The organism is Paenibacillus algorifonticola (assembly GCF_000971975.1).
In the GTDB taxonomy this organism is placed as follows: Bacteria; Bacillota; Bacilli; order Paenibacillales; family Paenibacillaceae; genus Pristimantibacillus; species Pristimantibacillus algorifonticola.
In genome coordinates, this window is record NZ_LAQO01000006.1 from 254048 (window position 1) to 276658 (window position 22611).

The 22611-nt window shown below is 47.0% G+C and carries 15 protein-coding genes; 14 read left to right on the forward strand and 1 reads right to left on the reverse strand.

Going from position 1 to position 22611, the window contains the following annotated elements; translation table 11 throughout:
- Window positions 1-38: 38 nt before the first annotated feature.
- From WH37_RS14740 to WH37_RS34675, 6 genes are all read left to right on the forward strand, one after another.
- The gene (locus tag WH37_RS14740; RefSeq protein ID WP_046231345.1) at window positions 39-782 is read left to right on the forward strand and encodes a M23 family metallopeptidase; all 744 of its coding nucleotides are present in this window, start codon (window positions 39-41) and stop codon (window positions 780-782) included.
- Window positions 783-953: 171 nt separating this feature from the next.
- Entirely contained in the window at window positions 954-1241 is a 288-nt protein-coding gene (gene spoIIID, locus WH37_RS14745) for a sporulation transcriptional regulator SpoIIID (RefSeq protein ID WP_046231346.1), read from the forward strand.
- 133 nt (window positions 1242-1374) lie between these two features.
- Window positions 1375-2376, forward strand: coding sequence for a rod shape-determining protein (gene mreB / locus WH37_RS14750; protein WP_046231347.1), 1002 nt, complete (start codon window positions 1375-1377; stop codon window positions 2374-2376).
- A gap of 197 nt (window positions 2377-2573) precedes the next feature.
- Window positions 2574-3443, forward strand: a complete 870-nt coding sequence (locus tag WH37_RS14755) for a flagellar hook-basal body protein (protein ID WP_046231348.1) — start codon at window positions 2574-2576, stop codon at window positions 3441-3443.
- Window positions 3444-3478: 35 nt separating this feature from the next.
- Window positions 3479-4324 carry a flagellar hook-basal body protein gene (locus WH37_RS14760; protein ID WP_046231349.1) on the forward strand — a complete coding sequence of 282 codons (846 nt, stop codon included), beginning with the start codon at window positions 3479-3481 and terminating at the stop codon, window positions 4322-4324.
- A gap of 17 nt (window positions 4325-4341) precedes the next feature.
- Window positions 4342-4647 carry a DNA-directed RNA polymerase subunit beta gene (locus tag WH37_RS34675; protein ID WP_082110810.1) on the forward strand — a complete coding sequence of 102 codons (306 nt, stop codon included), beginning with the start codon at window positions 4342-4344 and terminating at the stop codon, window positions 4645-4647.
- 262 nt (window positions 4648-4909) lie between these two features.
- Here the strand turns inward: WH37_RS34675 and WH37_RS14770 are convergent, their stop codons facing one another.
- Window positions 4910-7111: an Ig-like domain-containing protein gene (locus WH37_RS14770; RefSeq protein ID WP_143088707.1), complete on the reverse strand. Its 2202-nt coding sequence runs from the start codon at window positions 7109-7111 to the stop codon at window positions 4910-4912.
- Window positions 7112-7548: 437 nt separating this feature from the next.
- Between WH37_RS14770 and fabZ the strand changes: the two genes are divergently transcribed.
- The 8 genes from fabZ (at window position 7549) to WH37_RS14810 (ending at window position 22427) form a co-directional block, all read left to right on the forward strand.
- Window positions 7549-7980, forward strand: a complete 432-nt coding sequence (gene fabZ / locus WH37_RS14775; RefSeq protein ID WP_046231413.1) for a 3-hydroxyacyl-ACP dehydratase FabZ — start codon at window positions 7549-7551, stop codon at window positions 7978-7980.
- Between the two features lie 41 nt (window positions 7981-8021).
- Window positions 8022-9731: a phospho-sugar mutase gene (locus WH37_RS14780; RefSeq protein WP_046231351.1), complete on the forward strand. Its 1710-nt coding sequence runs from the start codon at window positions 8022-8024 to the stop codon at window positions 9729-9731.
- Between the two features lie 57 nt (window positions 9732-9788).
- Window positions 9789-11969 carry a DUF5693 family protein gene (locus WH37_RS14785; protein ID WP_177218088.1) on the forward strand — a complete coding sequence of 727 codons (2181 nt, stop codon included), beginning with the start codon at window positions 9789-9791 and terminating at the stop codon, window positions 11967-11969.
- Complete coding sequence (csaB, locus tag WH37_RS14790; RefSeq protein ID WP_046231353.1) at window positions 11933-13132, forward strand: polysaccharide pyruvyl transferase CsaB; 1200 nt, start codon at window positions 11933-11935, stop codon at window positions 13130-13132. The genes WH37_RS14785 and csaB overlap by 37 nt, the downstream gene beginning before the upstream one ends.
- Before the next feature lie 58 nt (window positions 13133-13190).
- The gene (locus tag WH37_RS14795; RefSeq protein ID WP_082110825.1) at window positions 13191-13901 is read left to right on the forward strand and encodes a WecB/TagA/CpsF family glycosyltransferase; all 711 of its coding nucleotides are present in this window, start codon (window positions 13191-13193) and stop codon (window positions 13899-13901) included.
- A 103-nt stretch (window positions 13902-14004) separates the two neighbouring features.
- A complete protein-coding gene (locus WH37_RS14800; RefSeq protein ID WP_046231355.1) occupies window positions 14005-15147 on the forward strand; it encodes a glycosyltransferase family 4 protein in 1143 nt (380 codons plus the stop codon).
- A gap of 360 nt (window positions 15148-15507) precedes the next feature.
- Entirely contained in the window at window positions 15508-19167 is a 3660-nt protein-coding gene (locus tag WH37_RS14805) for an S-layer homology domain-containing protein (protein ID WP_046231356.1), read from the forward strand.
- A 539-nt stretch (window positions 19168-19706) separates the two neighbouring features.
- Complete coding sequence (locus WH37_RS14810; RefSeq protein WP_046231357.1) at window positions 19707-22427, forward strand: S-layer homology domain-containing protein; 2721 nt, start codon at window positions 19707-19709, stop codon at window positions 22425-22427.
- Window positions 22428-22611 lie beyond the last annotated feature (184 nt).

Sequence of the window (22611 nt, forward strand, 5' to 3'; positions counted from 1 at the left end):
TAGCGAATCTGGCAACAATGGCTAGTGAGGTGATAGAAATGAACAATCAAAACAAACCAAAGCAAGGCTCAGAGGAAACTCCCAAAAATGGACTGGGAGCATCATCTGCCGCGGGTTCAGGCAATGGATTTAAAAGGCTGCTGGCACGCAAATGGGTTTCGCCAGCAATATTTATGGCCGCGGCAGCAATTATCGTAACCTTAATGTGGGTCTACCAGGGAGCGGATGACAGCAAGCAGACGACAGCTACAGAATATCCGGGCCAAACGGAAGCCACAGTAGGCGAGGGTACGGCAACACAGCCGGAGGGCGCAGTAGATGAAGTCATTCGCGAAGGCGAGCAGTTGCAATGGCCGGTTGTGAACAAGGACGCGCTGCAAATCGAGACACCTTTCTACGATGCTAATGCGAGCAGTGATGAGCGTCAGGCAGCTATGGTGCAGACGGGGAATACATTCTCGCCGCACATGGGCATCGATCTTGTAGACCCGAATGACCAGCCGTTTGATGTCGTAGCCGCTATGTCGGGCAAAGTGAGCCTGGTGCTCAATCATCCGACGAATGGCAGCATTATTGAAATCAACCATGGCGATGGTCTTGTGACCACTTACCAAAGCCTTAGCGACGTGAACGTGGCGGTAGGCGATGAAGTGAAGCAGGGAACCATTATTGCCAAAGCGGCTCGTAATGAGCTGGAAAAGGATTTGGGCGTCCATCTGCACTTTGAAGTGCGTGAAAACGGAAAAGCCGTCAATCCAAGCACCGTAGTCAGCGAGCAATAAGCGCTGGCAAAATAGGTCTCTAGACCTTGCAGGCAGGGGAATATCCCCTGCCTGTTTTATATTTTTATGAAAATTTTATGACAAACTGGCTTGTCAGGCTTGACCATAAAGAATATATACCCGCGCCCCTCATATAATGTACCAAACTATCTCGAGTAGGGAGGCGGGAACGTGCACGATTACATCAAAGAGCGAACCATTAAAATAGGCCGTTGCATCGTGGAGACGAAGCACACGGTACGAACGATCGCCAAGGAGTTCGGCGTATCCAAGAGTACGGTCCATAAGGATTTAACCGAACGGCTGCCGGAAATCAACCCCGACCTGGCGGATCAGGTGAAGCACATTTTGGAGTACCACAAGTCAATCCGCCATCTGCGCGGGGGAGAAGCAACGAAAATCAAATATAAGAAAACGAGCACGAAGAAGAGGGAAGTACTGGCAGCCGGGAAAACATAATTTATTCGCAAATTATTACAAACGTGTAGAGGATTTTATAGTTTTTTGGCGAATAATGTACGTTAGGGGTTTTCACGTCGTGGGAACTAATTGACCGTAGCGTTTACACTATTCGTTGGAGGACTTACGCCTTATGCTGAGCAAGGACATTGGAATTGATTTGGGAACGGCTAACGTATCTATTCATGTAAAAGGGAGAGGCGTTGTGCTCGATGAGCCGTCTGTCGTCGCGATTGAGAGCGACACGAAGAAGGTGCTTGCCGTTGGTGAGGAAGCGCACCGGATGGTCGGCCGTACGCCAGGCAACATTATTGCAATCCGCCCGTTAAGGGATGGGGTTATTGCTGACTTCGAAATAACGGAAATTATGCTGAAAGCGTTTATTGATCGGGTGGAAGGGCGTAAGTGGCTGAGCCGTCCGCGTATCTTGATTTGCGCGCCAACGAATATTACATCCGTTGAGCAGAAGGCGATTCGTGAAGCGGCGGAACGCAGCGGAGCCAAGGAAGTATTTTTGGAAGAGGAAGCTAAAGCTGCTGCTATTGGGGCTGGAATGGACATCTTCCAGCCTAGCGGCAACATGGTTGTGGATATTGGCGGAGGCACGACGGATGTAGCAGTCCTGTCCATGGGCGACGTCGTGACCGCCTCTTCCATTAAAATCGCAGGAGACAAGTTCGATGCTGCGATCATGAAGTATATTAAAGATAAGTACAAGCTGCTGATCGGCGAGCGGACAAGCGAGGATATCAAGATCAAAATCGGTAAAGTGTACGAGGATGGGCAACGTTCGGAAATTGATATCCGTGGACGCGATATGGTAACAGGCTTGCCGCTGACCATGACGATTCATTCGCAAGAGATTCAAGAAGCGCTGTGGGATTCGGTCATGTCAATCGTGGCTACGGCGAAGTCCGTACTAGAGAAGACGCCGCCTGAGCTGTCGGCAGATATTATTGACAGGGGCGTTATTTTGACAGGTGGCGGCGCATTGCTGAATGGCCTGGACACGCTGCTTGCGGAAGAACTCAAGGTTCCGGTGCTGATTGCGGAAGATCCCATGCATTGCGTCGTTAAAGGTACCGGCATTCTGCTTGATAACTTGGACAAGCTTGGCAAGAAGCCACGCTTCTAAAGAAAACAAGCAGGAGCAAGGCTTGCATAGCCATTTACGCGGGTAGGGCGTTTAAAAGGGGACGCGCCGAGGCGTTAAATTGAGTCAAAGGTCGCATAGGAAGCTATAACTGAAGTCATGCCTTTTACCGATATATAAATAGTGGCATATACAGCGAGAGGGAACAGCCTTATACGATCTTCGAGGAGGCAATTGCAATGCTTAGAGGGCTTTACACAGCAGCTGCAGGCTTGACGGCCCAGCAGCGGAGACATGATACCGTAACGAATAATATTTCAAATATAAATACACCGGGCTATAAGCAGACGAATGCGGTCACGCGTTCGTTCCCGGATACGCTGCTTTCCATGACAGGGGTACAGGGCGAGCCAAGCAAATCCATCGGCCGTCTCGGCATGGGGGTATTTGCAGAGGAGAGCTTGTCGCTGCATGTCCAAGGAGACTTGTCCCAGACGGACAAGCCTACTGACTTCGCACTCGTGTCCAACATTGAAGTGGAGGGCGCGGCGTTTGACGAGTCCGGCAAATACGTGGCGGATGACGGTACGGTGACGTTCCAGCCGCAAGCATTCTTTACGCTGCAGGATGCGCAAGGGGATCTTCGCTATACGCGGGGCGGCTCCTTTACGCTGACAGCGAATGGTTTTCTCGTTAACGGAGACGGCGCCAATGTGCTTGGAGCCGATGGCAATCCTATTCAATTCGCAGCAGGCACCGGGCTTGAGCAGCTGTCGCTGACGAAGGATTTGCGCTTTGTTAATACGCTAACCGGTGTGGATAGTGGCGTGCAGCCGCTCCTGGTGACACGAATTAACGAACCGAACCAACTCGTACGCGCCGGAGACGGCCAGTTCCGCTTTAATGGAGATGCTGCGCAAGCTGTCGCGCTTCAGGAGACGGATCAGGTAGAGGTGCAGCAAGGCTATGTGGAGCGTTCCAACGTAGATGCGGCACAATCTTCCGTCGATTTGATGGCGGCTCTTCGCGCTTATGAGGCCAACCAGAAGGTTGTACAATTTTACGATCAAAGTCTTGAGAAGGCTGTAACGGAAGTAGGCCGCGTTTAAGACGAAGTCAGCAAGAAACGTGAAGGAGGCAGACGATGAACGGCTCAATGATTAATGCGGTGGTCTCGATGGGCGGACTCCAGCAGAAGCTTGATATGATCGCTGATAATATCGCCAACGTGAATACGGTAGGTTATAAGCGCAAGGAAGCAACCTTTGAGGATTTGCTGACCAACGTCAGAAAGCAGCCAAATGATTTTAGGCAGCCGGGCCGTATGACGCCGCTTGATTTTAACCAAGGCTGGGGCTCCCAGTTGACGATGATTAAGCCGAATCTGGAGCAAGGAACGATCGCAACAACAGGCAAGGACACGGACTTTGCTATTGAAGGAAATGCGTTGTTCGAGGTCATTGTGAACGCTAATGGCGACCGTGCTTATACGCGCAACGGTGCGTTTCAGTTGACGGTTAATGCAAACGGTGATAACATTTTGGCAACGGCTGAAGGCTATCCTATTGTTTCGACAGTGGTGACCCAGCCAGGAAATGTAGTAGTTGAGCAGCCAGTAACTGTTCCAGATGGCTATAAGCTGGATATTGGTGCTGATGGCAGTGCGCAAGGTGTTGCTACTGACGGTACAACCATTAATTTAGGCACAATTAAATTGATGCAAGCAACCCGCCCTTCTGCTCTTACTCAGCTGGATGACAATTTGTTTTCCGTAGCTGAAGGACTGAATGTGGGTGATGTAATCCAGGTGGTTACTCCTGACGCGGATAATGCGATCGCGCTGCGCCAAGGCTCTCTTGAGCAATCCAATGTGGATATGAGCGGCGAGATGACTGAGCTGATTAATGTACAACGTGCTTACCAACTGGTAGCTAGGGCATTAACATCAAGCGATTCGATGATGGGGTTGGCGAACGGCTTGCGCAGATAGATAGGGTGATGGTGGTAATGAGTACGACGAATGAACGAGCTGATTATGCGGATGACAGGCTGGAAGACGAACAAGCAGAACAGACCCGCAGCAGCTCGCGCAGGAAGGGGCAAAGCTCCACTCCAGAGAAGAAGAAGCGGCCCCTGGTACTGAGAATCATATTATGGATTTTGCGTCGCAGCATTGTGCCTTGCATCATGGTCATTATGCTGATTGCAGGCCTCTATATCGGTTATACGGTGCTGGGTAAGCAATCGGGGGATGACGTGTTCCAATGGTCGACTTGGCAGCATGTCTATGATCTTGTATTCTCGGATTCGTAGTTCGCACCGTACGAATGGTTGAAGGCGGTATTCGCAGCTTATTGCGGATGCCGCTTTTTTGCGTCGTCTGCGGGGATGAAATCAGCAGATGAAAAAAAGAACACCAATCCGTTTGTTAAGAAAACAAAGCGGAAGGTGTTCTTTTTCAAAATATAAGCATTTGTAAATTTCACACTTATAATGGGCTTATTTTTCACCCTCGAAACGGTAGCTTTGCCGCCAGAGGACGGCTTCAGCCGTTTACGCTTGTGTAATCATGTGCTTATTTTACAGTTACACGCATGGATACTGTTTTGCCGTCAAAGGTAGCTTTAATGGTAGCGGAGCCTTTGCTAAGAGCGATAATTTTGCCATTCGATACAGTAGCTACGCTTGCTTTGCTTGTTACCCAAGTTGCGCTTGACGTTACGTCTACTGGATTGCCAGTCGTATAGTTTGCTTGCAGCTTCAGCGAATAAGAAGCGCCTGGGCTTAGCTTAAGCGACTTGTCTGACAGGGTTAGCGATTTAAGCTTAGGCGATACAGTAATTGGAACTTCCAGCGTTTTGCCCTGATAAGAACCCGTGAGCTTGCCGCTGCCAACTGCCAATGCTTTGACTGTGCTACCTTTAACCGACGCCAGCGTACTGGAAGAAACGGTCCAGTCCATTTTGGAGCTCAGAACCACTTTCTTGCCGCTAACATAGTAGCCTGTTACTTTAACCGATTTGCTTTTGCCTGGGTACAGCTCAAGGCTGGATGGTTCTGCTACCAGCTTCTCGATCTCTTCTTCAACGTAGGCTTTGACGGTAGTTGTTTTATTTAAATAGGTTGCAGTTAACGTCACTTTGGAGGCTTCAAGACCCTTCACTTTGCCATTAACGACAATTGCATTATCCGATGATGCTTTCCACGTTGCTTTGGAAGAAACGTCCTCTTGCGATCCATCCTGATTCACAACCGTAATCGTAGGCAGCGCCGAATCCTTGCCGATTACTACGCTAAGTTCTTTAGTGCTTGGAACGAGCTTCACAGGTGTAAGGTGTACATTCAGCTCAAATGTCGCTTTCAGGCCATTGAGCTCAGCCGTTACAACCGTTTTGCCTACAGCTTCTGCTGTCCATTTGCTATCTTTGATAGTAGCGATTTTTTCGTCGGCAACGGTCCATTTCACGATTTTGGAAACGTCGGCTGTATCTCCGCCGAAAGTGGTGCCGCTGACTTTAGGCAGCGTCTCGCTTTTCTCAGGGAATGTGTCGATGGACTCTTTATCGATTTTCAGCTCGGTGACGCTAGGAAAAACTGTAATGTCAATGCTGCGGCTGATGCCTTTAATAGATGCTGTTATTTTAGTTGTTCCAACCGCTTTTGGTGTAACAAGCCCATTCGTTACTGTAGCGACGTTCAGATTGGAGGACGTCCATTCCGCCTGCGTAGTAACGTTTTTGCTTCCTCCAGAAAGCTCCTGAACTTCAGCTGTAATTTGCAAATCCGGGCTGTTCAGCAGCAATTGATATTCCTTGGCTGGCGACAGCTTAATCGATTGGTATGGTGTACGAACGACAACATCAATCGTCGAGCTTACTCCCAAATAAGTTGCGGTGATTTTAGTTTGGCCAGTAGCAACTGGAGTTACGACACCGTCCTCGACGGTTGCAACAGCAGCACTGTTGGTTGTCCAAGTTGCTTTTGCCGTTACGGTTTCTGTCGAGCCGCTTGTAGTTGTAGCTATTGCTTCAATCTTCTGGTCATCGCTGCCCATATCCATTTCAAGCAACGTTTTTGGCGACAAAGCCAGTGATTTATAAGGAGAAGTGACGACGAGCTTTACAGTGTCTGATTTTCCTTTGTATTTTGCTGTAATGGTTGTTGTTCCTGCGCCCACAAGCGTAACTGTACCGTCATCGACTGTCGCGACGGAAGTGCTGGAGGATGTCCAGGTTGCATTGGTTGTAATGTTCTCATTGGAGGAGCCGCTTTTAATCCCGCTCAGCGTAAACACTTGATCCGCACCGAGACTCACGTCGTAGCTTTCAGCGGCGTTGCTGCCGTTTTTCAAAATTTGTACAGAATTATAAACGTAATCGGATGTAACTTTAATATTTTGTGTGTATCCGCCATAAGTAGCGCTAATCGTAGCCGTTCCTTTGCCTACAGCCGTTAGGACGCCCTTGTCCACTTTGACGTAGGAGGTGTTGGACGATTTCCAAGTAGCGGAGGCGCTGACGTCCTTCTTGGTGGAAGAGCTTGAAGTGGCAGCCAGTAAGGAGACGATAACGGCATCATCCTCAATAAATACTTCTAGTGATGAGGTGCTGGTATTGTAATCCCATGAATCATAGCTTAGTTCAATGCTTGTTACAGTTTCGTCTGCAGCATTCGCGATGCTGCTGAATGTGGTAGCGATGAGCATGACAGATAGAACGGCGGCGAGCCATCTCCTGATTTCTCTGAGCGACTTGTTCCCGTTTACACTTAAATTCACTACATCCTATCCCTTCGTCTATAGAATAAAAAACTCTCTATTCTATATAACGGTTTACATATAGAGGAAATGAATAAAGATGTCGTATTTAGTTAAAAAAAATCATTTGCCGCCGCAATTGTACCTGTAAGTCCCAAGTTTAGCCATACGAGGGCCGTGGCAGTTTTATTTTTGATACGGTAGTTGTATAATGGTTTGGAGCCTTAATGCCGCGCCCGCCAAGGGGTAGAATGCTTGTCAATCTACACTTGCGTGCCGCTAGGGAGTCCATAGGGATTCGCGGTAAAATGAAAGAAGCTTGGCCGCAGACGCTTCGGGTCCGCACAGCCAAGCCCTCTATCTCAACCTTCACAAACTGCAGTTTCATGAAGGATATCTATAGTTTCAGTAAAAATTGCATTTTTTATACCCTCGATTACAAGGAAGGAGCTTTATTCATGCTCGATATTAATCAAATTCAGGAAATTATCCCCCATCGCCCGCCTTTTTTGCTCATTGACCGTATTTTGGAGGTAGAGCCGGGTGTCAGAGCGGTTGGCCTGAAAAATGTAACGATGAACGAACCTTATTTTGTAGGACATTTTCCGGGTTATCCGGTTATGCCTGGCGTGCTTATCGTTGAGGCACTGGCGCAGGTCGGCACTGTAGCGATGCTTATGCTGGAGGCCAACAAAGGAAAATTAGGCTTTTTTGCAGGCATTGATGGCGTTCGGTTCCGCGGTCAGGTGAAGCCTGGCGATACGCTTACGCTTGAGGTCGTCATTACGAGATTGAAAGGCAGCATCGGCAAAGGACAAGCTACTGCGAAGGTTGGAGATCAAGTTGTCGCTGAAGGCGAGCTTATGTTTGCCCTGTCTGATCCATCCTAAATTTATTTTTCAATCATTATATATAAGGGAGAGATGGCCATATGAGTCAAAATGAAGCGGCAATCCAGCGTTACAATGCTTGGTTAAACGATCCGTTGATCGATGAAGCGACAAAAGAGGAGCTTCGCGGCATCACGGGCGATGAGAAGGAGATAACAGACCGTTTCTACCGCGATCTGGAATTCGGAACAGGCGGTCTGCGCGGCGTTATGGGCGCGGGCACGAATCGTCTCAATGCCTATACGGTCGGCAAAGCGACGCAAGGGCTGGCGAACTGGCTGCTTGAGCATGCTGCAGGCGATGCCCCGTCACTGGTCATTGCACACGACTCCCGCAACTATTCACCGGAATTTGCGCTGGATTCAGCGCTTGTGCTGGCGGCAAATGGCGTGAAAACGTATTTGTTCCAATCGCTGCGCCCAACACCACAGCTGTCGTATGCTGTGCGTGCGCTTAAAGCTTCCAGCGGCATTGTGATTACGGCTAGCCATAATCCGCCTGAATATAATGGATATAAGGCGTATGCTGCTGACGGCTGCCAGCTCATACCTGAGGATGCAGAGCAGGTTATTGCAGCCATTCAGCAGGTAACAGGCTTTGACCAAGTGAAGCGTTTGAGTCGTGAAGAGGCAGAGGCGCAAGGCTTGCTCGTATGGCTGGGTGAGGATGCGGACGAGTCCTACATTAATACGGTGGTTGCGCAAAGCTTGAATGTGGAGCTTCTTCGCAGTGGCGTAGGCAAACAGTTCAGCGTTGTATTCACCCCGCTTCATGGATCGGGCAATATGCCGGTTCGCGAGGTGCTTGCGAAAGCCGGCTTTAGCAACGTACATATTGTTGCGGAGCAGGAACAGCCGGATGGCTATTTCAGCACTGTAAAATCGCCTAATCCGGAAGAACGCGAGGCGTTCACGCTGGCTATGAAGCTGGCGCAGCAGGTCGATGCCGATATTATTATCGGAACTGACCCGGATGCCGACCGAATGGGCGCAGTAGTGAAAAACAATAACGGCGAATATGTCGTTCTGACCGGCAACCAGTCGGGTGCCTTAATGGTGAATTATGTGCTCAGCCAGCTGGAGGAGCGCGGACAATTGCCGGATAACGGCGTTGTTATTAAAACAATTGTAACGAGCGAGATGGGTGCGGATATTGCCCGCTCTTACGGTGTAGCTGTTGAAAATACGCTCACTGGCTTTAAATACATCGGCGAAAAAATGACGGGCTATGAAAAAACAGGCGAGCGCTCCTTCCTTTTTGGCTATGAAGAAAGCTACGGTTATTTGACTGGAACTTATGCAAGGGACAAGGACGCTATCGTAGCGGCTTTGCTGATTTGTGAAGCAGCGGCATATTATAGAAGCTTAGGTAAAACACTATATGATGTATTGCTTGAGCTGTATGAGAAGCATGGCGTTTATTTGGAGGGCCTAGAGTCGCGGACGCTGAAAGGCCTTGACGGCGTACAAAAAATTGCCGGCATTATGGACAGCTGGCGCAATCAGCCGCCCGTTGATATCAACGGCGTGAAGGTGGAGCAAGTACTGGATTACAAGCTGGGTCTGGATGGTCTTCGCCTTGAAAACGTGCTGAAATATATGCTTGCTGATGGCTCATGGTTCTGTCTTCGTCCATCGGGTACCGAGCCGAAGATTAAAGTTTATTTTGCGGTTCGCGGTGAATCGACTCCGCAAGCTGAAGAAGCGCTGAATGCTTTGCGACAGGCGGTTATGGCAAGAGTAGACGGATAAAGGATATGTGGCTTCAACCGTGGGCAACAGCTCGGTAATAGAGCAGTAGGAAGCGGAATGAAAAGGATAGATGAACGGAGGATTTTCGTGCTTCAAAACTGGCTGCAATGGAATCGCAGAGCTAAGCAGTGGCTCTGGATCATTACGCTAATTGGCGTGATGGCGGCACTTCCTATTGGTTATAACCGAATGAATACGGAGTCAACGTCTAAGCAAGTGGAGTATGTGTTTGATTATCGCGACTTGATCGAAATTGCGGAATATTCTGCGAAGCCGCAGGAATTTGTAGCCCAGCATCTCATTTTTATGAAAGAAGCCGGCATTTCGACCATGGCCGTCTATGAAAGCTCGCTTCGCGAGCTGATGCAGGCGGGCAGATTGACCTACTATAACTCCAAGGATGCGGCTTTGCTTCAAGGCAAGCTGGAGACGCCGGGACAAAATTTCACTTATATTTTGTATACCGGCAGCGAGGAGAAGGAGCAGGTTGGACCGCTTGTTCGCGCTGCATTTGACCGGGCGGGCATCGTCTATCGGGACTGGTCCTTTGATGGCCGCGATGGCCTTGTGGTGGAGCTGCCGCTGCAAAATTCGCTGCTTCAGCCACTCGGCTTTGATCCGATGTCGCTTCAAAAGATTAAAGCAGCTGGGTTAAGTGTTCTGCCCCGCTTGACTGATCGGGTGCTTCCATTTTCGCAGGAAGAAGCAGAGGCGACTCTTGCTCAGTTGAAGGATTATGGAGTTACACGGATTTTGTTCGACGGCGATAAAGTAAAAGGCTATACCGACAACGCCGAGGAGAAGAGCTTGCGCGTATTTGCCGATCTGCTTAATAAATATCAAATCGGTGTAATTACCATTGAGAATTTGAAAAAAGAGCAATCGGGCATGACGACACTCGCTTACCTGACCGACTATAATATTGTACGTCTTTATTCGTTGTCTCCTACAGACGGGATGAGAATGAAGCCGGAAGATATTGCAGATCGCTTCCTGCTTGCAGCGAAGGACCGCAACATCCGGATGTTTTTCCTGAACGGTGCTCCATCGTCAAGCCAGGAAAAATCGGCTGTTATTAATCCGTTGGACAACCTCTACCTGTCTCTTAAAGGGGAGGATGGAAACAAAGGCACGATTCAGCGTTTGGCAGATGCCGGATTTGCTCCGGGTATAGCGGAGCCATTTGATCGGGAATACCCGTCATGGGTTAAAATGCTGAAAGGAATCGTTGTTATTGGTGCGATTGCCTTGATTGCGCTGTTAATCAATGCTTTTCTGCCAGGTACGCTTATTGCGGTGTTCCTGCTTGGCATTGTCGGAAGTGCCGGCTTGTATGTGCTGAGCAGCTCCGTGCTGGAGCAGGCGCTTGCGCTTGGAGCCGGTATTAGTGCCCCAACGCTTGCGCTCATCTGGGTCATGAACCGTATTTACTCCAGAACCGAAGGAAACCAGCGTTTTGTTGGCGGAGCGGATTGGACTTTCCGCAACAAAGATAAAGGACAAGGCGTTGTTATTCCGCTGAACAGCTCTGTTGATGCAGGCGGCAAGTGGATATTCGAAGGCTTGCCGGCACGCCGCCGTCTGGGACTTGCTTTCAGCTGGTTTATTGTAGTAGCGCTCATGTCGCTTATTGCGGTGCCATATGTGTTCGGCTTGCTGAACAATATAACGTATATGCTGGTGCTTCAGCAATTCCGCGGAGTTAGCCTGCTGCATCTCGCGCCGATTGGGCTTGTCGCGATTTACGTCGTGTTTTATACGGGGCATGCTCCTATTGCCCGCCTTCGCAAAATGCTGTCCACACCGATTAACGTGCTGATGGTTGTCGTTGGTTTAATTGTCGTAGCTGCGGGTATGTATTATTTATCACGTACAGGTAATGAGGGACAGACGCTGCCATTCGAGCGTCCCTTCCGCGAATGGCTGGAAGGTACGTTCGGCGTTCGTCCGCGAAATAAAGAGTTTTTGCTGGCGCATCCGCTGCTGCTGGTGGGATTGTTCGCCGCGCTGCGATACCGCGCAGCCTGGCTGTTCGTTATTATTGGCTCCATTGGACAGCTGTCTATGGTCGACACATTTGCGCATATTCATACGCCGCTGCATATTTCGATCATCCGAGTATTCCTTGGCCTTGGCCTTGGTGCGGCAGTCGGATTTATACTCATCGGAGTGTGGCAGCTACTGGAAGGAGTCTGGTCTAAATGGTCGCCGGTTCTCAAACGCATATTCGCCGAATAGCGATTTCTGGCTACTACGGCTTTAGTAATAGCGGCGACGAGGCTGTGCTGCGTTCGATTTTGCTGGCGCTTGCCGAGCAGAGCAAGGTGCATGGGCTTGAGGTGCAGCCGGTCGTGCTATCGGCCGACCCGGCTTGGACGATAGCGATGTACGGCGTAGAGGCCGTACATCGGATGCGCCCCGCGGATGTGTGGGGCGCGCTGCGCAGCTGCGATGGGCTGATCAGCGGCGGCGGAAGCCTGCTGCAGGATGCCACAGGCACGAAGACGATTCCGTATTATACCGGAATCGTGAAGCTTGCCCAATTGCTGGGCAAGCCGACGTTCATTTATTCGCAGGGCATCGGGCCGGTGAACCGCCGGTGGATGGACCCGATGATCCGCCATGTTATGCGGCGGAGCGCTTATGTTTCAGTGCGGGACGATCAATCCGCCGCGTTGCTTGGGCGGATGGGCGTGCCGCATGACCGGATCGAGGTTGTACCCGATCCGGTGATGGGCTTGCCGCTGCCGCTAGGCGCAGCGGCGGCCGGGGCGCCAGGCGGCGGAGCCTCCGCGGCGGCTGCGCCTGGCGGTGCGGGGACCGCGCAGGCCGGCAGCGAAGCTTTGCCGGTCGTCGGCGTGTCCCTGCGCAGCTGGCGCGAAGACGGCGCGGATCTTGCGCGCGCCGCCGATGCGCTAATCGCGCTGACGCGCCGCCGTCAGGTGCGGCTGCGGTTTCTCCCGTTCCATACCCCAGACGATGCGCAAAGCTCGAAGCAGGTCATGGAACGGCTGCAAGGGAAGCTCGCCAGCGGAAGCATCGCTGAGCTGGCATCGCCGGGCGACGACCCGCAGCAAATGCTGCTGGAAGTGAGCCATTGCGATATATTATTCGGAATGCGGCTGCATGCGTTAATTTATGCAGCAAACCAGATGGTGCCAATGCTTGGCTTATCGTATGATCCGAAAATCGATCAATTTCTGAAAAGGATCCATTTGCAGCCAATTGGCTCAACGGAGCTGCTTGATGCAGAGGCTTTTGCCGATGAGGCGGAGCGGATGCTGGAGAACGGCGACAGCTGGCGCAGATCGCATCAGGAAGCTATTTCGAAGTTGAAGCAACAAGCGCAGCAGCCTGCTGAGCAAATTATGAAGCTGCTGCTCCATCCCATATCGAGGTGATATTCGTTTGTCGAACCATGTTCCAACCGTATCTATTTACGGCATACCCTTCTCTAAAATGACAATGGATGAGACGGTCAGCTACTTAGTGAAAGCAATTGAGGAGAAGCGTCAAACGCATGTCATTACAGCTAATCCGATAATGGTGATGTCTGCTTTGGAGAGTCCTGATTACTACCGGATGATGACGAAGGCAGAGCTTATTGTACCTGACGGCGCAGGCGTTGTATGGGCGGCCAATTATGTAGGTACGCCTGTAGCCGAGCGAGTTGCCGGCTTTGACCTGATGCATCGTTTAATGCGTGAAGGCGAGCAGCGCAAATGGACCGCATATTTGCTCGGAACATCCCAGGAGGTTATTGAAGCGGCGGCCGAAAAGCTGCAGCTCCAATATCCGCAGGTGCGAATCGTAGGCTACCGCAACGGATTTTTTGGTCCTGATCAGGATCAGGAGGTTGTCGAGGAGATTCGTCAGGCAGCGCCACATATTTTGCTTGTTGCCAGAGGAGCCGAGACACAGGAGCCTTGGATTGCGAAGTATAAGCATCAGCTGGGCGTCCCTTATATTATGGGCATTGGCGGCAGCTTCGATATTATTGCGGGCAAGCTGAAGCGCGCTCCGATGATTTTCCAAAAGCTGCGCTTAGAGTGGTTTTACCGCTTGCTTCAGGAACCAAAAAGGCTGCCAAGAATGCTCGTTTTGCCGAAATTCGTTGTGAAAGTGATGCGCGACAAAGAAAACGTAACAAAACCTGGGCCATTATCGTAAAAACTCGTGAAAACCGTTGAAATTGAATGAAAACGGGATTGGAGTTTCTTTTTCGATCGGAGTATAATTCACTTCGGTAGAAACAAAAGGGGAGCTGCATTACATGCCAGAAGGCTTATTGTATTCGATTGGTTTTATTCTTGCTCTGACGTTAGCGCTTGTCATGACACCGCTTGTTAAAAAATTCGCTTTTTTCGTCGGTGCGATTGATAAGCCGAATCATCGGAAGGTTCATACCCGCATTATGCCACGCATGGGTGGTTTGGCAATTTATGCTGCATTTGTTGCAGGGTTTTTATTGCTGTTCCCGTTCATTCCGGATGGAATGCTGACAGATGCAAATATGAATATGATTCAAGCGCTGCTTGTAGGCGGCACGATTATTATTTTAATAGGCGCCTTGGATGACCGTTTTGAGCTGTCCGCCAAAGTGAAGCTGCTGGGCCAGTTGGTTGCGGCAAGCGTTGTCGTATTTGGCTTTGGCATTAAAATCGATCTGGTTAACATTCCTTTCGGTGATGCTATGCAGCCGATTGCTGGCTGGATCGCTGTTCCGATTACAATTCTCTGGATTGTCGGCGTAACCAATGCGATTAATTTGATCGATGGCTTGGATGGGCTCGCGGCTGGTGTTTCCGGTATTGCGATCTCTACCATTTTGATCATGGCGATTGTAATGGGCAATATCCCCATTATTCTGCTCAGCAGCCTGCTGCTCGGCGGCATTGTCGGATTTTTATTTTTCAACTTCCATCCTGCGAAAATCTTTATGGGCGATTCGGGCTCGCTGTTCCTTGGATTCAGCCTGGCTACGTTGTCCATGATTGGCTTTAAGCAGGTTACAATTGTTTCGTTCGTTACACCGTTGCTGATTATTGGCGTTCCGCTTTCGGATACCTTTTTTGCAATCGTTCGCCGCTGGGTGAATAAGCGCCCGATTTTCGCACCGGATAAAGGGCATCTGCACCATTGCTTGCAGGAGCTTGGCTTTAGCCATCGTCGTACGGTTCTGATTATTTGGGGTGTGGCGGCGATATTTGGAGGCTTTGCGATTTTGCAGTCTACCGTTATTCAATCGACCGCAGCGAATTGGGTCACGTTCTCCGTCATTTGCTTGCTTATGTTCGGCCTGCAAATTGGCGCTGAGCTTATTGGTATCGTTGATAAAACGCGCCGCCCGGTTATTAACTTCTTTAACCGTTTGCTGCTGCGGACAAAGGTAGATGCACAATCGCGTTCGAAATAATTAAGGATTCCCGCTATTATTTTATAATAGGATTTTATGATGAAGCTCCACAGCCTTTGCAAAGGCTGTGGAGCTTTTTTGCGTAACTTTCCCAAATAGACTAAAAATATAGGAAGGAATAACCGATAACAACAGTACGGAACTTTTCTTGGGTCTTTGCGTCTAATTGTAACGAACAATGACAAACATTAACTCAAGAGGGAGAAGGAGGAAAGTTTATAGAGTAGAGAACGATAAGCTCTTCTGTGCGATATCAACGTTTGTCTATACAGCAAGTTCATAAACCATTTTTATGACGAACAAGTATCGGCCATTAAGATGTTTGTTCAAAAGCAATGCATACAAGGAGGAACCAGTGTGATGAGAAAGTGGAAACAAATGCTAAGCTTATTTTTATCAATTGCTTTGATTGTAACGTTGGCTCCGCTCCAACCGGCGAAAGCTGCGTCAATCTATTTTCAATTTACCGATTTTAGTACAGTAGAGGCGAGTCCAACTATCGTTAATACGAGTACGGTTGATTTGCGAGGCTCTTTCAGTGATGTATCGGCAAACTCGATTACATTTAAAGTAGAACGTCTAGTCAATGGTGCAGTAGTCGCCACCTCTAATGGAGCGCTTACTCCTTCTATTGTCGGCAATACCTTTTTGTTTGCAGGGGTACAGCTTTACGAGGGATTGAATAAAATTACGGTAACGGGCATGAGCAGCAGCATTAGCGGAAATGGAGGGACAGTAGAAGGCGTAAGTTATGTCAGCTATGGTAATGTTCCTGTAATTTCAAGTATTGCTCTGGCTGATGGAACTGTCTTGCAAGAAGGGCAATCGAAAATCGTAACGACCGCACGTCCTTCTTTAATTGTAAAGGCAGCAAATGCTACTGAAGTTTTGATTAACGGAACCTCTATGTTCAATGGGGGTGCAGGGACGTTCGTAACGTCAGATTTACAATTACAGCTTGGATTAAACAAGCTGCAGATTGTTTCTCGCAATGGAGATAAAAGTTATACGCTGAATCGTGAGTTAGTTTATTTTCAGGCAAATACACCCGTTGCTTATAATGTATTTGCAAATACGACTCAGCTTGATGGCAATCCAATAATTTCGCCTATTTCAAATCAAACGGTTACAGGTAAACTATTGTTTTCAACACCTGCAACTGCAACAGCAGCCCCGACAGTAACGTTAGAACTTATTGATGATACTGCGACTGTTGTAAGCACCCATACGGCTACAGTAACGGCAGGCACAAGCAATTCCAATTATACGGAATTTAACTTCACTTCCGATACAGCCATTTCTGCGGCATCAAGCGGAAAATATCAATTGCGGGTGAGGAGCTCGATATATAGTGGGCAGGAGGCTAATTTTCCAGTCGATTTTACGGTTAGAACAGCGACTGCTCCGTATATAACTGGATTAAAGCAAGTATACGATGCAACCGAGTCGGGCTCTACTGTAAACTATACTTCGAGCGGTATTTTTTCAAATAACGCTGTAGTATCGCAGTTGCCTCTCTATGTTGCAATTGACACGTCAAACTTCAATTTAGGTAGCGGATCTACAACCCTAACGGCAAAGCTAAATGGTACTGCAATTACAGGTTCATCCTTCAGTTCAGCAGCATTTAGTACATCAGATTCTCAAAGGGTATATCGTATTGATTCAATGCCGCAAGGCGAGATTGAATTAACATTTACCGTTATAAAAGGTGCCGAGAAAGATGTCGTCACCAGAACGTTTAATTTCAATCCTATATCTTCCATTCAAGTAACAAATACCTTCAATGGTGCTGTGTTCTACGGAACAGGACTGGCTGAATTGAAAGGTAAGCTGTTGAACTTTAATTTAGCGACAGATATTGGTACTGTTGCCTTCAAGTTGAATGGTGCAGAAATTCCATTGACTGCTGCTATGTTTAATGGATCTCAGTTTACAATCCCATTGCTTAATGCGGATACGAGCTCTAAGCTTGTTTTTGGCAGCAACGAGTTGGTATTAAGCGGTCGTGCTAATGGTGTTTATGTCACCAATACGTTATTAATTTATCGTTTCTCGGATCAGCAACCTGCGGTAACTAAGCTCGTTCCTGTTCCATATAAAATCGATCCTACTCAAGATACTGGTAATACGCGCTATCAGAGTGACATTGACAATAAGTTTATTTTAGGAGATAAAGCGGATAATTATGTTACCACACAAAAAAGCGTTGATTTATTGTTTACGGTGGCCAAACTTGCAAATTTAATTGTCACTATAGATGGTCAAACCTATGCTACAGCTTCTGTTAATGCAAGTGACCAGCTTGTGTATCAAGTCGCTAATAAATTATTTTTGGAGCCTGATGGAACAGATACTAATAACAAGACATATCGATTGCGTCTTTATAATGTTCCTCTGCCAGTCACGGGTGCATCGAGTATTACAGTTACTTCACAAGTAGGAACAGAAAGTGTAAGTCAGACTGTAACGATTACGAGAGAGCGTCCCACTTTTGAGATTTTATCGCCTAAGCTGCCTCAAGAAGCGGTTATTAACCAAAACTTCCTTAATGTAAGTATTTTGGCAGAAGGTGCGGACTCCGTTACAATCGGTAAAAATGAAATGAATAAAAGCCTTATTGATGATATTTTTAGATACGAGATGACTGGTCTAAAAGCAGGAGTCAACAAGGTTAAATTTACAGTTATCCGTGGCACCCAAAAAATTAATGGAGAGTTCTCAGTAAATTACGCAGCTGACAATTCACCTGGCGCACAATTTAAAACATCAATTACTAAGGCTGGAAAAGCATCGGCTTTTAAAGGAGAGGTATCAGTTAATTTCCCGAAAAATACCTTCTTGCGTAAAGCCAATGAAAGTCCTGGCCAAGATGTAACAACCATCGATATGTTTGATAATCAGCAGGTTTTGTTCGCTATTGCTGACCGTGCAGACGGCAGAACAGTAAAAACATATAATGCGGTGGGTGAATATACTGGCGGTACCCAATCTGTTGCTAAAGATGGAACTTTCGTTCAAATTGGTTATGATGATTATGGTGCGGCAGTTCTGCGCCCATCTGCACATTTTGGCTATGCTTCCAAACTGTTCTGGATCGATCCTGGATATGTTGACGGGACGAAAAGTACAGGGTATACGTTCCATAAAGGGACTCAGCCATATGATTTGACTAACCTGTTCCACCAGCGTCCGCTATCACGTTGGCTTGAAACAACAAACCCGGGCAGAATTACGCTTAAATACGATTCGGGAATTATTAATACAGCTGCTAACACACTGAGTATTTGGCGCTATTATAATGGGCAATGGACCAATATGGGTGGTAAAGTCAATGCAGGAAGTAAGACTATTACAACACCTATTGATGGATTTGGTTATTATGTAGTTATGCAGCTGCGTTATAGCTTTACAGATATTATCGGTCATTCTTATGCACGCAACTCAATGGAGCTTATGTTCGCTCGGGGTGTGATGATCTCAACCAGCAACAACGAATTCGGTGTTTATGATAATATCACGCGCGGCGAATTTGCACAGTTGCTAGTGAAAATGTTCCAAATTCCACTGGATTACAATCCAAATGATATGACCTTTGACGATGTTATTCCTGTAATTGGTATAAGTCGACTATGGGATTATCGTTATATTGAAACGGCAGTAAGAAAAGGGATTATTCGAGGTAAAGGCCCACGTCAGTTCCTGCCGAATGAAGCTCTGACAAGAGAGGAAGCAGCTGTTATGATTGCTCGTGCTGCTAATCTTCTCAAGGATGGCAAGGATGATCAAACAAAGGATAGAGCAACACTTCAAAAACAATTTACAGATGCCAACTCTATTGATGGGTACTCCTTAAGCTCGGTTATTGCAGTAGTAAAAGCTAAGTTTTTAGAAGGACTGCCTAATACTACTACTGGAACAGCTAAACCAACATACCGTTTTGATCCTAAAGCTAATCTTAAACGTGGTGATGCTGCAATAATCGCAGAGCGTGTTATGAGAAAGAACAAACTTCTGTAAAAGCCAGTTGAATTCGTACAGGGAAGGGTTAGTCTCTGGCTAATCCTTCCCTGTACATTAAAATAATGAGTAAGATTATCCATGGAAAATCTTTTGCATCGACGTAAGGCAGGAAGCCAAGCTATACTAAAAAAGCAATAAAAACATAGAAGTGCATCTAGAACTATTCCGGCTAGCTTTCACATGGTTCGCATGCAGTTGTTTCGATGCTACATAGCAGGGGTAAAACTTTTTTGAAATTATTTTTTCGGAGGGCGCAACTTTTTTGATACCTGTGCGTCTAATTAAGTGGTGTTACATCAATCGCCAAAAAAATCGCTCTTTAGACTTGCCTAATATCAGAGTTAGTTGGAATGAATTCTCAACTTTCTCTTTACGATAAGGGGATGCCATTGTATAATGTTATAGTGGTATAAAGGTCTAGCAATTTTCTGCGTGTTTACGAGTTTCTGCGACATGTTATTACATAGGGTTAAACATGGCGACAGACATTATTTATACTAAATACTGCTCAACTCTGGGAAGGGGGTGACACACACATGAGGGAAACGAGCAATTCATTTTCCAAACAAAACTCTCAACAACCGAAGCAATTTAGAGGAGGAGAAAAAAAGGTTATGAAGAAAAGATTATTGGCATTCGTGCTATCTTTCTCCCTTGTTATGTCCCTAGCGGTTCCAGCATTTGCTGCAACTCCTACTGATGTAGCTGGCGTGAAAGAACAAAGTGCAATTGAGGAGCTTGTAGCTCTTGGAATTATCAATGGTTATACTGACGGTACATTCAAACCAGGCAACAGCATCACTCGTGCTGAGCTTGCTAAAATTATCGTTATCGCAACAGGTAGCGAGCAAGCTGCTACTGCACTGCAAAACGTTAAATCGCAATTTAAAGATGTTAAAACAAACGAATGGTACACTGGTTACATCAACGTAGCAACTGGTAAAGGTTTGCTGCTTGGTGACAAAGGTACTAAAAACTTCCGCCCGAACGCTAACATCAAGTTCGAAGAAGTTGCTGCAATCGTGGTTCGTGCTCTTGGTTACCAAGATTCCAACCTGACTGGTTCGTGGCCTTATAACGTCACTTTGAAAGCTGAAGAAGTTGGCGTATTCAAAAAAGTTGATCTAGCTCTTGGTACTGCAGCTACTCGTGCTGTTGTTGCTCAACAAGTTAGCAACGCACTTGGTACTGACCTGGTTCAATGGATTGCTGATGCTAAAGTTTACAGCAGCACTGGCAAAAAATTGATCTCCCGTCTGGGAACAACTACTGAAGAAGTTGTTACTTCTGCAGTTCTTGATGACAACGGTCGTCTATCGTTGAACGGTCTTTCCAAAACTTTGGCACCTAACTTCATTATCACTGGTGGAGTGAAACTGGTTGACCTGCTTGCTCACAACGTAACTGTTTTGTCTGATACTGATGGTCGCATTCGCGCTATCACTGACAACCAAAAGGAAAACAATGTAGTAACTGGTAAACTGAATGCTGATTTCGCTAACGCGCAACAAGTTGAAGTTAAAAACGGAACTGCAGTAACTAAGTATACTACTGTAGCAAGCTCTGTTTACTACTTCAACAGCGATTCTGTTGCTGGTAATGATTCCAACCTGAAAAAAGACGCTGATGTGTCTGTTTACCTGTACGACAACACAACTGCTAACGTAACTGCTGGTCTTGTAGGTAAAGTTCGTGCAGTAGTTGTAACTAATGCTAACGGCGCTAACAAGTTGCTTGATTCTTACATCGCTGCAACTTCGACTGCTAAAGCTCGTATCCTTACACAAGACAATCTGTCCGTTTCGCTTAACGATTCCACTTCCATCGTTCTGAACGGTGAAGCTAAAGCTGCAACTGATCTTGCTAAAAACGATGTTCTTGACATTGTTTATAACAAAGACAGAGTAGCAGTTAAAGTTATCGCGACTCGTAACGTAGTTGAAGGTAAAGTAACACTTGTAAGCAGCTCTGTTGATGGCACATTTGTTTATACTATCGATGGTAAAACATATGCAAGTGTAAAAGGTGCTAATCTGACTGGTTCGAAAGAAGTTACTAAAGACGGCACTTTCAAACTGTTCTTGAACAAAGACGGTAAAGTTGCTGGTGCTGAATTGTTGAGCGGCGGAAGCTCCGATGCTAAATACGGCGTTATCCTGAATGCTCAAAACAAAGTAGCTCCAACTGGTGCTTTCTCGGACTACAAAGACGTTTTCAAATACTACTCGATTAAAGATAACAAAACGGCTGAAGTTAGCTTAGACGAAAAAACGTGGTACGGTGGTGTAACTGACACTAATGTTCCACAAACAACAATTCGTTTGGGTAGCGATGTAGCTGTACCAACTGGTACAACTTCTTTCAATAACACTGCTGCTGCTTTTGTAACTTGGACGTTGAAAAACTCCGATGCAAGCATCAATGGTATTAAAGAAATTACGCCGCTTACTGAAAATTGGGAAGTGAAAGAGAAGAAAGATACTACTTTGAAAGTTGCATCTTCTACTTCTACAATCACTTACGATATCAACGCTAACACAGTAGTTCTTGATGCTACTACTTACAACAAAGCAACTGCTGGTGATCGTGAAGTTAAAACTAGCACACTTGCTAGCCTTGCTGTAGGTAACAAAGTAACAATTATCGCTGATGGCACTTCTACTTTTGCTAAGTATGTCCTGATTACTAAGAAATCTGCTACTGACGCAAAAGAAACTAAATATGGTTTGTATGTTGGCGCTGTTAAATCCGGTGACGACTACTCCATCACAATCAACGTTAAAGGTACTGACGAGACTGTTGCTTTGACTGGTACTGAAGGCGCTGCTATCTATAACTCGATCGTTACTAGCGTATCTGCAGGTAACTCGACTTATAACAAAGATTCCAGAACTTTGATTGAAGTTAAAGACTCCGTAATCAAGGATGCTCTTGGCAACCCTGTTGCTGGTAACACTGGAGAGCCAAGCACAGCTTATGACACAGTTAATGTGTACGCAGCTACTAACGCTCTGACAGCTGTAAACAACTCTGATTCGACTGTAACTGTTAACGGCGTTGTATACTATGTTAACAGCACGACTGCAATCTATGTTTACGACGAAGCAAATGACTCCCTTGTAACTAATGGTATCTTTGCTGATGTAACTGCTCACCTTGGTGAAGCAACTAACAAATACGGAATCGCTATCGTTGGCGATTCGAACTATGGCAACTTCCAACTTGCTAAAGCTATCGTAGTTGTTAAAAAGAAATAATATTTCTTTAACACAAAGAAACCGATGAGATTTCTCATCGGTTTCTTTTTTTTTGCGTTCACACTTGATTCATAAAAGTTTGTTATAATTAAAGTAGAAAAAAATGTTCTGGAGGGGTGAATTGCTCGGCATTACAGCGAAACTTTTTGTTGGGTATGAACGTCTATATAAAAAAAGATGTGGA